This is a genomic window from Shewanella sp. SM32, assembly GCF_025654235.1.
GTDB classification, from domain to species: Bacteria; Pseudomonadota; Gammaproteobacteria; order Enterobacterales; family Shewanellaceae; genus Shewanella; species Shewanella oncorhynchi.
The window spans coordinates 19,861-32,648 of record NZ_JAKKRO010000056.1 but is presented as its reverse complement, the minus strand read 5'-3'; the positions used below and the strand labels follow the sequence as shown (position 1 = coordinate 32,648).

The window sequence follows — 12,788 nt, the reverse complement described above, 5'->3', positions numbered from 1 at the left end:
TTTCGACCTAACTCAGTCAAGGTCAGTGTCTTACATTCAATCAGTGCCTTAGAGGCCAGCATCAAGCTGTTTAATCGTTTTAGGTGAAGTTCTGGGCAGTATTGGTGTAAAGAATGTTGTAGGATATTGGCTTCGCGCATCTTGTTGTCCAAGTGTAGTTTTTGGCGAAACCATTTGATCATGCAACAAGATGCGCTTCCACCCTAATTTGATGATTTATTTGTAAATCATCAGGGGATTCTTCAGCGCAGAGCCGCCATGGATGGCTTTACGGCGTGTCACGGAAGCAATGGAATTCGGCGTATCTACGACTGTACATAAACCTTTAATCTTTGTTATTTCATCAAGCTTTCCGCAAATTTAGCTCAACAAACAAAAACAGCCGCAAATATTTGCGGCTGTTTTTGATTAACACTCTGGATTTAAATAAGATTTAAAGCTTATGCCAACTCGCTCGCTATTCATTGACCATAGCTAATAGCGCAGGTAAGAACTCTTTATCTAATGTGGCAATTTCACCTTGCTCGATAAGCACTTGATTAAGGATCTCATGGCTAGTCAAAGGATTAGCTAATACCACTCGAAAAACCACTGTGGGTTGTCTAAAGTAGCGCGCGGGTTGAATGCGGGTGCGGGAGACGAAGGATTTACCCTGTTCGCGTTGGTGCTTTTGAATAAACTGAGTGAGGCCATCGAGCAGCTCGTTAAAGCGCGCAAGTTTTACTGTGTCAGCTTGCTCAATAGCAAACTGCATGGCGGCTTGGACGCTGGCAGGGACATAACGATAAGTCAGCAGACACAGTTCTGGTTCAGTAACCAGTTCAAAATCCTTATGGGCTTTGATTTGCTCTGCAAAATAACGCGCTTTTTCAAGGCTGTTGTTGATTAAGATTTCATACCCATCGCGGCCGATGATTTGCAAGCAAGCGTGCACTAACATCGCCATGCCGGGGCGTGAACCTTCCAGCGTTTGGCTACCGAGATCCTTTGAACCACGGCGCAGAATATACTCGGCGTGGTGGGCAATGGCGTGGGCGAACTCTGGGTCTTTAAATAACACCATGCCCGCGCCCATAGGCACATACATTTGTTTGTGGGCATCGATAGTGACTGAGTCCGCAAGTTCGATACCTGCGAGTAAGTGGCGGTATTTATTGGATAATAAACTCGCACCGCCCCACGCTGCATCCACATGGAAATGGCAATTTAACTCTTTTGCGAGCGCCGCTAACTCTGTCAGTGGGTCAACATTACCGGTTTCAGTGGTGCCGGCCACGCCAACAATCGCTAATACCTTGATGTTTTTACGGGCAAGTTCAAGGGCGGCTTGGCGCATTTTCGCGACATCGACCTTGTTATCGCTGCCCGTGGGAATGCTGATGATATTGTCGCGACCGATGCCAAGCAGATCGACGGCTTTGCCCAGCGAATAGTGACCGCGCTCCGACACTAAAATCGCTAAATCATCATGGCCATAGTGGCGCAGCGCCTTGAGTAAGCCTTCGCGGCTGACGCCTTTAAACTCGCCATCGGCTTTTAATAATTGGTTACGGGCAATCCACAGCGCCGTGATGTTGGCGACCGTGCCGCCGGAGCAAAATGCGCCGAGGGAATGATTGGCGCTGTGCATCCAGCTTTGATAAAAATCCGTATCTTGGGCGTAAATCAAATGGTGCATCATGCCGAGCACTTGGCGCTCAAGCGGCGTAAATGCCTTAGAGGTTTCGATTTTGACCAGATTTTGATTCAGTCCCACCATCATTTTCGACAGCGGCAACACAAAGTAGGGCAGTGCCGACGTCATGTGGCCGATAAAACTCGGTGCTGCTGTGTGTACAGAATGCGCCACCAGATTCTGCATAATTTCGTCGGTGTAATCGGAGACAAAACGCGGCTGAGTTGGGATCTCAAAGGCTTGAAAATCGGTTTCAATTTCCGACAAGGGTTTTTCGAGCGCGGCGATACTGTCACCCAAAAAGCCTGCTAAGTCCTCGGAGAGCTTTTGCTCGATAATACTCAGTGTTGAGCTTGCATCTTCCGGTGCAGTAAAAATGCGCAGCAAACTTGCTTCGGATGCGGTGGCTTGGCGAGGGAGTTTCTGGGTCATGGGGCTTGCCGTCTATTAATTTTTATAGTGAAACCGCAAATTGGCTCGAAGAGTATAACGGACCAGTGATTCTCGACCAGTGATGCGCGATCATTGACTCTCAAATGTTCAATCAGCGGAATACCAAAAAGGGAGCTCACTTTACTGCAAGGCCTTTTAGGCATCAAGCACTAAAATTTTGTGTTACCAAAGCGTTGCGGCCTAAATAAGCAAAGGCGCCGTTATGGCGCCTTTATGTTTAACTCGACGAGCCACTCATCAAGCCTGAGCATTAGCCCTAAAATTCATGTTAGCCCTAAAATTTGCGTTGGCCCAACATGAGTACCGCGCCGATATTTCGGGCGGTATTGCAAAGGTTTAACTTGGCATTAGCCAGCACATCATCAAGCGGACTTAAGTGCGGGATGATAGGGAAGATAGCCGCCATACCGTGATCCAATATGGCATTGGCGTTTTCACCGAGGCAGCCCGCGATACCGATAGTGGGAATGCCCTGCAGTTTGGCTTGCTTTAACACGCCCATTGGGGTTTTACCAAACACGGTTTGACCATCGATGCGGCCTTCACCTGTGATCACTAAATCGGCGCCACGGATTTTGTCCGCAAGGCCAACGGTTTGCATCACAATCTCAACTCCGGGTTTAAGCTCGGCATTTAAAAAAGCCATCACGCCAAGACCCATACCGCCAGCAGCGCCAGCCCCAGCATGATCGCGGTGATCGCTAATGCCATTGCGGGCAATCACATCGGCATAATGGGCAAGAGCGGCATCTAGCTGCTTAACCATCTCGGGCGTCGCACCTTTTTGCGGACCAAAAATTGCCGATGCACCGCGTTCACCGCACAGTGGATTATCAACATCGCAGGCAACTTCGAAGCTGCACTCACGTAAAAGTGGATGAGCGTTTGATACATCGATTTGAGCAAGGTTCGCCAGCGCTGAGCCGCCAGAAGGTAAGGTTTTACCTTGGTCATCGAGCAATAAAATATCCAGCGCTTGGGCCATGCCCGCACCGCCATCGTTGGTGGCACTGCCGCCTAGCCCCAAAATGATGTGCTTTATCCCCCGATTAAGCGCATCACAAATTAGCTCGCCCGTGCCATAACTTGTGGTAAGCAGCGGATTACGTTGCTCCCTCGGCACATGGTGCAAACCTGAGGCTGAGGCCATTTCAATCACGGCAATCGCGCCTCGATGTGGCGATTTTTTCGTTGGAACTGCACTTGAAACTGAAGCAGAACTTGTATTCATCGCAGCGCTGAGAATGCCTTCACCAAGAATACCATAGTGTGCTTGCACTCTATGCCCCAGTGGCCCCATGACTTCTAAGCTGACAATACTGCCGCCCGTGGCGTCCACCATAGATTGCACTGTGCCTTCGCCACCATCGGCAACGGGTATTTTGACTATGTCGCAGTCGGGGATCACTTGTCTTAAGCCTTGCTCGATTGCGTTGGCCACTTCGAGCGCGCTTAAGCTTTCTTTAAATGAGTCGGGGGCGATAACTATTTTCATTAAAAATCCTACAGCTAAATGGGATAAAACAGGGCTCAATATTGAACACTAAACCCAATGCCACTTACGTTGGGCGCAACAACATCCCTGTGCTAAAACTGAGGTGATATAAAGGCATTTATATCCATCACTGGCACATTAATCTGTTGCAATTATTAGGGCGTATAACAGGGATATATCTTGGGCACGGTATGTGCCCAAGGGACAATATTGAATCAAGAACTCATTAATATTAGAGCAACACTAGGCTTAGCACATACACAGTTACCATGGACGTCACACCTTGGATTAGGGTCGCCATAGTTTGGGCTTTATAGGCTTGTTTGACGCTCATGCGGCTAAATTGGGTGACGACCCAAAAGAAGCTGTCATTGGCGTGGGAAACTGTCATCGCACCTGCGCCAATCGCCATTACTGTTAACACTCGGCCCATATCGCTACCAAGACCAATATCGCCAAGCATAGGCGCAACCAGTGCAGAGGTTGCGACTAACGCTACCGTCGATGAACCCTGCGCCGATTTAAGCGCGGCAGCGACGATAAATGGCATGAAGATACCGATACCCAGTGCCGACAGTGATGTGCCCAAAAAGTCACCTATAGGCGTGGCTTTTAATACCGCACCAAAAGCACCACCTGCACCTGTGATTAAAATAATCGGCGCGGCAGTGACGAGCCCTTGGCTGATGCGTTCGCTAAATTCGCTGATCTTATTCTCACCCTTTAACAGCAGCAGGGATAAAAACAGGCCAATCATCAGGGCATTAACGGGCTGACCGAGGAACACGAGCGCATCAAACACACCTTCTTTACCCAAAGGCGCTGAAGGGAAGTTAGCGATAGAACCTAAACAAATTAATACGATAGGCACAAAAATCGGTGCGAAAGCTTTTAATGGACTTGGTAGCGTGCCATAGCTTTTTTTCAGCGTTTCATAGTCACTGGCCTGCGCTTTAAGTTCTTCTGCGCCTTCACCATCTGGCTCGACATCGGCAAAGCGGTTTGCCCACAACATACCCGCGAGTGCCGCAACGGCGGCCACAAAGAGACCTACACCGATCACTAAGCCTAAGTTGGACTCTAACCCTAAGTTGCCTGCGGCGGCGATAGGGCCTGGCGTTGGCGGTACAAAGGTGTGAGTGGCGTACAGACCTGTGGCTAAGGCAACACTCATGGAGACACTAGAGACCTTCATGCGGTTCGCCATCGATTGTTTCAGTGAGTTTAAGATCACAAAACCCGAGTCACAAAAGACCGGAATAGACACGAGATAACCGATAATTGACATAGTGAGTGTCGGGAAGCGTTTACCTAATATCTTGATCACCACATCGGCCATGGTGATGGCGGCGCCGCTTTTTTCCAGAATAATCCCTATGATAGTGCCTAAGACGATCACTAAGCCGATATAGCCTAAAATATTGCCAAACCCTGTGGTAATGGTTTTAGCGATTTCTCCGCTTGGCAGGCCATAGGCGAAGGCCGCGATAAAGGCGGCCAGAATTAAGGTTAAAAAGGGGTGGAGTTTAAATTTTGAGGTCGCGATAACAATAAATGCAATCACGCCGATGAGAATAAGCACTAAGTTCATAGTTTGTCCCGTTCAGTTCTTGGCTGAAGTTTTTGAGTAAGTTTTTTGACTTATATTGTAGGGCGCAGTGCTTATTTGGGCCTGAGTCCAAATGAGGGCTGCTTTAAGGTCATCCTATTATTGTGCAGGTATGTTTGAATAGCTTTGGCTAAATCCACGGAATTACCGCGTTATGTTTCGCCATTTTTGTGCTCATGCACAAAAATGCTTAGGTGAATTCGAATGCAGGAGGAGGCGTTTTGTCGGTAAGGGAGGCGCTTGTCGATAAGGATTGGCAAATAGGGCTATTTGCCAATCCTAAACAGGAGGGACTTAACTCGACTCTTTATTGACGACGAATAAAGGATTCGACATAGGCTGCGGTGCGGGCATTGAGTATCGGATCGGCAGATGCAGTAATGCCCTTAGGCAATAACAGTGGGTTAAATATGCCTTTATCGCACTGTTGAACTTGGGGATCGCTGTCTCGTTCACCGTTAATCATCACTTGGCCTACCAGTAAACGCTGGCGAGTTTCAGGCCAGATCACAGTTGGGTCATTAATCTCATCCCCCATTTCGGCGAGTTGAATATAAAGGTTCCATTGTGCTGGCTGGGTTTTAATGCGCTCGAGTAATTCTGCCTTTAAAAAATCATCACTGAGATTGGCAAGTTCACTGGCTGACAGCGCGGCAGTACCTGCGACAGGTTCAAAAATCCATTTACCCGCGACCGTTTCACCTTGTTGAACACTGTTTTTTTGCGTGCTGAACAGGAAACTATTTACACCGAAGTAGCGGCTGTTGGCAAAACTTGGGCTGGGAGGCAACTGTCTAACATAGTCGAAAAAAGCTTTGGCGCTGGGTTGATTATCAATAAGCCACTGTTTACCTTCAGGGCCTTGTTTCACTTTGGTCTGAAAGTTAAAAAATTCTTCGAGATTTTTGGCAAAGAAAACGGGAACGTTAGTGGTGACAAAGTTAAGGTTTTCTTTATCGCCGTCAATTTTGAGTGACATAAAGCGCCCAGCGGTTTTATCGGAGATCTGCGGATTTGTACCGCCGAGGGAAAAGCGGGCTGTAACCTTGATACTATCTTGATTAAAAAATGGAATTGCCAACGTTTGTTGTAATTGTGGATTCGGTTTAAAACTGCCCGAGGTACAAAATCCCTTAGTGTGATTACGCAGTTTGACATTTTTACCCGCCTCGCGACTTGCCACATCGGGTGTGCCGTTGACGGCATCGACCAGTTCGGGAATGGTTTTCTCGGCCGCGATTAACGAAGGTGAAGTCAGCGCTAAGCCGCTAATGAGACAAGCTTTGGCGAGTAAAGTCAGTTTGATTGAGGTCATTATCATTCCTTTCAATGGACTAAGTAGAGAGCGCTAGCATATCGACGCGATACTATATGAAAGGATAGGAAAGGGGATACGGTATAAATCTTTCAATTAATTTTTTAGTACAGGCCAAGTTTTACTCAATTGATCTGGCCATCAGGTCGGCGCCGTCATCTGCGGGCTTTTTTCTGGCGAATCTGTTGAGTTGCTAAGTCATTTGAGCGTTAAGTTAAGCGAGTCGAAGTATCAATTAATTGCCCAAGATACAGGCTTAATAATCCATGCAGGGATTGAATGTCGGCTTGGGTGATTTGCTGAATTTTATCAAGGCGATATCTCAGTGTATTGCGATGAATAAACAGGGCATTCGCGCATTGCTGTGCATCGCCAAAGTGGGTGATGTATGCCGCTAAGGTTTTGCGTAATTGGCCGTTTTTGTCCGCCTTGGCGAGTTGCTGATAGGGCGTTGCCAGCGCCTGACCGCGCCAGTCATGTTTTAGCCCTGCAAGTAACACTTGTAGGGAATAATCTTCAAACAGGTATTTATTCCCTTCTGCATTGAGCTGCTTACCGAGTGCTAAGGTTTCTTGAGCCGTGTGATAGGAGCGCGCTATCCCACCTTTTTCCGGGAAGAAATGGCCTAGGGCAATTTTAAAGTTTAAATCCATTTGGGCGGGTAAGCGCTGCAACAGCTTATCGATGCGCTGATTTTCAAGCTCAGGATCCCATTGTTTTCCATCTAAAAAAGCAGGCTTTAGGATCACCAACTGCGACATTGAGGTCATGGCAATCAAGTTACCACGGTCAGGATATTGCAATAGATGCAGCACTTGCTTGAGGGTTTCACTGACTCTGGGGCTACGTTCATCGGCGGGCTGAGTGGATGCCTCAACTAAGTACAAGGCCGATGGGGTGGTATCGGTCTTTAAGTGGTGTTTCTGGATGTTTTTCTCGCTGATCTCAATAATGGCCGCGACTCTTGGCAGGCTGATATCAATGTCGAGCTGTTTTGCCCAGCGGTGCAACTGTGCATCATCGGTTTCAGCTTTGATCAGTTGCAGAATAAACTCTTCACGCTGGCGATTCTCCCATTGCAATTTATCCTGCAGGTTGGCTTGTTCAACAATCATTTCGGCGGTCATTTTGAGTAACTCACCATAATGGGTGAGCTCACGTGGATCACCGGTAATGCCGACAACGCCGATAATTTGTCCTTGATAATGTAAGGGTAAATTGATGCCTGGCTTAACGCCATGCAGCCCTGAGGCGACTTCTTGACTGATCTCAACATTGCGATTTTGGGCAATCGCCAGCAGCGCGCCTTCGTGGGTTGACCCTATACGCTTAGGGTCGCCTGAGCCTAAAATCACCCCTTGGCCGTTCATCACATTGATATTGTGGCCAATGATTTTCATTGTACGACTCACAATTTGCTTAGCAATGGCAGAATCAAGCAGATACATACAGGCGCCTAGTAGTGTTGAAGGTTTAACAGGGATGCAATACGCATTCTTAATCTGGGTAGCATATCGCGTTCAAACTCAGGATGCTGCTTAAGCCAAAGATTATTACGCGGGCTTGGGTGCGGCAAGACAAGATACTTAGGCCAATATTGCTGCCATTGCGCGCATGCTTGGGTCACTGTTATTGGTTTCAGTTTGGGGATGGCTGTTACTTTAGCGCTGGTCGAAATTTTACTGCTGGTTGTTTGAGGCTCAGTGATCGGCGAAGTGAGGTTTACGGCCTCGGACGATTCGCGCGGTAGATGATAGTCGATGGCATATTGGCCGAGGATCACAATTAGCTCTATTTGCGGCATTAGGGCGAGCAAGGCCTGATGCCAAGTGGCAGCACATTCGGGGCGCGGTGGTTTATCACCCTGCTTTTTACCGTTTTTTTCGATACTGCCCGGAAAACAAAATCCCATAGGGATAATGGCAAAAAGATTGGGGTCGTAGAATTGCTCCCGCGTGACATTCAACCAAGTGCGCAGCCGTTCACCGCTGGCATCGTCAAAAGGTATGCCTTTATGGTGGGTTTTCACGCCCGGAGCTTGGCCTGCAATCAAAATTCGCGCTTGGGTACTGGCCTGTAATATCGGCTTGGGCGCTAAGGGTAAATGGGCCTTACATAAAGTACAGGCGCTGATTTTTGCCAGCAGTTTAGCCATTGATGCCGAGCATGATGGCGATACAGTTACGCAAAGTGGCGATGGCGCTTTAGTGAGATTCGTCTTAGTCAATTTAATCGCTAATTTTATCGTTGCTCATTCATTTTCAATCAGGATTGGAGCATCATCACTGTTTGATATACCCAGTAGCCAAAAAGAGAATAGCCAAGGATTAAACTGATATAACTTAATATCTTAGGAATTTGATTTGTGCTTGAAGCCAAACAAATGTGGGCCAGCACAATCGTAAAGAGGGCTAATGGCGCAATCACATAGCTCAAAGCTAAGATGAATAATGCCCCTAGGCTGATGATCCAATCTGCATTGCGATTGGTGGGTTTATCGATTTGGCAAAGCTGTAGTGGCAATAAAATCAGTCCAATACCGACACAGATAATGCCTAAGTTAAGGGCGAAATCACTCCAACCTCTATGATCATAAATGGCTAACGCAATGGCAATTAATGGCACTATTAGTGCGCTTAATACATGGCGTTTAGCAAAAGTGGCGCTGCGATACTGACCCGCAAAAAAGAATAAGCCCTGTAGAAACAGATTGATTAAGGTAAAACCACCTAGGCCTAAAATGATAAATAGGCTCGCTGCGCCACCCGAAGGGTCGAACGCCATGGCGGGTAAGGGTAATAGGCTTAGCCCCAATAGTGCAGAAAGTGATAACAGCCACTGAGATTGGGAGAGTGAAGAATAAATACGCATGGGCTCAGAGGATTAACTAAAAGATTGAATTAAGATCCGCTAAAGTGAGCCAAAACTCAAGGATTAAGCTTTTTATGGGCGGACTTTTGCGCCAGAGTCTGATCTCATTCAAGATTTTTACTGTTATCTGCCATGATGTTATCGCTTTAAAAGATCCTGTTGCACTTAAACAAAAGCCCGCAAAATGCGGGCTTTTCGTGTTATGAACAGTATCGATTAGAGTTTGTAACTCATGCTCAGCATGATCATTTGCGCTGTGTAGTCATGGCTATTGCTGCCAAAGCCTACGACGTTCCAGATCCCATCGACGGCGATATCATTGGCGGCATCATTGTCTTTATAATTCTCAATTTTATAATCCAAGCGCAGCGCCATTTTCTCGGTGGCTTGATATTGAGCATATAAGTTAATGTTGTGCACTTTGGCAAAATAATCGCCATAGTCGCCTGTGATACCTTGTCTGACTTGAGTGTTACTGTCGGAGTTTGAATAAGTGTAATCCAATCCCATGCGTAACTTGTTCTCAAGCAAGTTGTTGTAGCTCAGGCCTGCCCCGACCACATCTACATTGTCTTCAATGAATCCTGTCCACGTTGGGGTGCTGTAGTTGCTGCTTCCCGCTTGTTCAGACTCAATGATTTGGTAGTTGTAGAAGGCTGTCGCCAGTAAATCATCGGTGATCATGTAGCTGATGTTGGCATCATAACTGGTGTCTTTTGACTCAGTTAAGCCAATAACTGTGTCAGAGTAGTCATCTAATGCGTAACGGGCACCGAAATCTATGGTCAAGCTGTCGATTGGCGAGTGGGTGACTCTAGCTTCAATCTGGGTTCTGTCGCGGTTAGCCAGATTGTACTTACGTAACAGGCTGTTGGTTTCAGAAGATGTCCATTCAGAAGCTTGATATTGCGAACCATCACGCTGACCGTAACTGCCCTTAACCCACATATCCCAAGTTTCAAAGCTGTTAACGCGCAAACGTGCCCAAACGGTATTTTCATCCGTGGTTTCACGGTCTTGATAATTACGGTCGTCACGTTTGAAGTCATAGCCGCCATCAAGCTTCAGTCCATGGGTAATACGATAATCCGCCGCCACTTTGAAGCGTTGGCTAGTGTTATCGTAAGGGGTGTTATAGGCCACCTTACCATTGACATTGTTGATGCTGACTTGGGTCCACTCTTCAATTTGAGTATTGTTATCACGGTCGCTATAGTCGTAGCTACCACTTAAGCGCAGTGAGTTAGTCACTTTACTGACGACTTTTAAGTTCAACCCTGTGAGGTCAACTTTGGCATCAACGGCCTCTGTTGGCACTTGATAGCCATAGCCTGAAGTGACTAATGCTTGGTCTTGACTCATTTGTCCCGCAAGCACACGACCTGTTAACACATTTGTATTGTCGTTGTATTGACCCATGAGCGACACTGTGTGTGACTGGTTGTCAGGGTCAAGGGCGAGTGTGCCAGAGGTTTGAGCACCAAAGGTCGGATTGAAGGCACTGTCGAAGTTTAACTGGTTGTACTCGTTCTTAAAAATTGAGCCATTGTAGTTAAGTGCAGTGAACCAACGATCGCCTTTTAGTTTAATGCCAGCTTCAATGGAGTCAGTGGTGTAATCAACTGGCTCAGCTAACATCATGGATTGGTTAAAGAATCCACCTGATGTTTTTTTCAAGCCGGTTTTTTCTTCACGCATGTAGCTCACATGCGTACTCCACAGGGATTCACCTTGATAGTCAAAACCTAACCCTGTGCGCTCACGTTTGAGCGACAGTTCTAAGGCATTTAGGTTGTCCATCAGTAACGGCATCTGGCTGCTTGAACCCGCAGTTACCCAGTTGTCTGGCAAGGTTAAATTATCGCTGCCGACACCAGAGTAGGGCGTTAAGGCACTATTACTGTTGTAAGTGGCGATTTGGCGATAGTTTACATTGACATTATACTGACCTTGTTTGCCCGCATTGACATCTAAACGGCCACCATCCATGCCCAGTTGATAAGCTTCAACGCTGGCTTGATAGCCTTTCTCACCACGGAAGGTGACATCGGCATCAAATTTACCCGCAACTTCGTTTGAAGTCCCAAAGGCATTCGCCGAGCGAATATCCTCTTCGCTGTTGTAACCTACGCCAACACCCACAGTGCCAGACGTACCCGTTTCAACAACGCAGCCTTTACAGCTCCAAGCGGACATTTTGACTTTTTCTGTATTGGCATTGGCTAGGCCATACCCGTCGGCCGCTATTGCAAAACCTGTGTTTGCTAGTAACGCCAGAGTGATCAAATTGAGTTTAAATTTCATTTTCTCGTCTCCTTAGCGCTGTAATAGCTTGCCAGATGGATGGTTTGAACCATGGACCTGACTGTGGCAATTTAAACAGCTTCTTCCACCCGTAAAGGCATTGTCGCCGACGTTTGAACCTAAACCAGTGTTACCTAAGTAAGCATTGCTGGCGTGGCCATCGCTAGCGTGACATTGCTGACACAGCTGCGGTGCGCGGGTTTTCAACATGGCATCATTCACACTGCCGTGAGGATTGTGGCAAGTCACACAGTTCTCAGTGACGGGTGCATGTTCCCACAGTTTTGGGCCGCGTTTCTCGGCGTGGCAGGAGTAACAGGTTTCGTTAATGCTAGGCTTGTTTAGATCGGAATCTGTCATGCTCCCATGGGGATTATGACAATCGCTACAGGTCATTTGAGCCCATTTTAGTGGGTGACTTGAGCGTTTATTCATGTCTGCTTTTTGCTTAGTGTGACAGCTAGTACAGACTTCCATTTCGGTGTTTTTTGATAACACAGGATCTTTTGCGACATGCACTTGGTGGCATGAGGCACAAGCAACATCGGCATTGTCATGGTGACTACCGTTCCAAGATACGCGTTTATCATCTTGGTGACAGCTCATACAGACACTGTTTTGTTTTTCTGCACTTAAGGTCGATTGCTTACCAAAAGTGATCATCGGCTCGTTGCCGCCTTTATTGTGTTGACCCATAGGACCATGACAGGCTTCACATTGCAGGCCAGCCATTGGGCTCTTTGATGAATCAATGGCGCCATGAACACCTTTGAAGAGGTCCATCACTTTTTCAGATTTTTTGTGGCACATCAAACAAGAATCGGCACCTTTAGGGGAGTAGCTGCCTTCGGCAAACTTCTTATCTAAGGTGGCTTCGACTTGTTCTGGAGTCATTTTGTCATCCCACTTTGAGGCGTGTGCACTCGGTGTGATGCATAAAGATATCACTGCAGACATTGCCATGGAGATGACAAGTGCCGGCAGTAGGTTTTTCATTTTTAGGCTGTTCTTCATAATAGGCTTCCCAATTTGTCCCAACAAAATTCAAGAAAGGGGGAGCGAACTC

The 12,788-nt window shown here is 47.2% G+C and carries 9 protein-coding genes and 1 pseudogene; all 10 read right to left on the bottom strand.

Annotated features, from left to right (window positions below):
* Positions 1-140, bottom strand: a pseudogene (locus L5M10_RS18615) (IS4 family transposase); the annotation flags it as partial.
* Positions 141-457: 317 nt separating this feature from the next.
* Complete coding sequence (panP, locus tag L5M10_RS18610) at positions 458-2,107, bottom strand: pyridoxal-dependent aspartate 1-decarboxylase PanP (RefSeq protein WP_263255717.1); 1,650 nt, start codon at positions 2,105-2,107, stop codon at positions 458-460.
* A 295-nt stretch (positions 2,108-2,402) separates the two neighbouring features.
* Positions 2,403-3,623, bottom strand: a complete 1,221-nt coding sequence (locus L5M10_RS18605; protein WP_263255716.1) for a glycerate kinase — start codon at positions 3,621-3,623, stop codon at positions 2,403-2,405.
* A 232-nt stretch (positions 3,624-3,855) separates the two neighbouring features.
* Positions 3,856-5,214, bottom strand: a complete 1,359-nt coding sequence (locus L5M10_RS18600) for a GntP family permease (RefSeq protein ID WP_113938868.1) — start codon at positions 5,212-5,214, stop codon at positions 3,856-3,858.
* Between the two features lie 325 nt (positions 5,215-5,539).
* The gene (locus tag L5M10_RS18595) at positions 5,540-6,547 is read right to left on the bottom strand and encodes a catalase family peroxidase (RefSeq protein WP_263205685.1); all 1,008 of its coding nucleotides are present in this window, start codon (positions 6,545-6,547) and stop codon (positions 5,540-5,542) included.
* A 209-nt stretch (positions 6,548-6,756) separates the two neighbouring features.
* Positions 6,757-7,995: a sugar diacid recognition domain-containing protein gene (locus L5M10_RS18590; RefSeq protein WP_263205683.1), complete on the bottom strand. Its 1,239-nt coding sequence runs from the start codon at positions 7,993-7,995 to the stop codon at positions 6,757-6,759.
* Positions 7,996-8,003: 8 nt separating this feature from the next.
* Positions 8,004-8,702 (bottom strand): uracil-DNA glycosylase family protein, encoded by a 699-nt coding sequence (locus L5M10_RS18585; protein ID WP_263205709.1) that lies wholly within the window; start codon positions 8,700-8,702, stop codon positions 8,004-8,006.
* 110 nt (positions 8,703-8,812) lie between these two features.
* Positions 8,813-9,418 (bottom strand): hypothetical protein, encoded by a 606-nt coding sequence (locus L5M10_RS18580; protein WP_212599875.1) that lies wholly within the window; start codon positions 9,416-9,418, stop codon positions 8,813-8,815.
* Positions 9,419-9,634: 216 nt separating this feature from the next.
* Complete coding sequence (locus L5M10_RS18575) at positions 9,635-11,722, bottom strand: MtrB/PioB family decaheme-associated outer membrane protein (protein ID WP_173245655.1); 2,088 nt, start codon at positions 11,720-11,722, stop codon at positions 9,635-9,637.
* 12 nt (positions 11,723-11,734) lie between these two features.
* A complete protein-coding gene (gene mtrA, locus L5M10_RS18570) occupies positions 11,735-12,736 on the bottom strand; it encodes a decaheme c-type cytochrome MtrA (RefSeq protein ID WP_263205680.1) in 1,002 nt (333 codons plus the stop codon).
* Positions 12,737-12,788 lie beyond the last annotated feature (52 nt).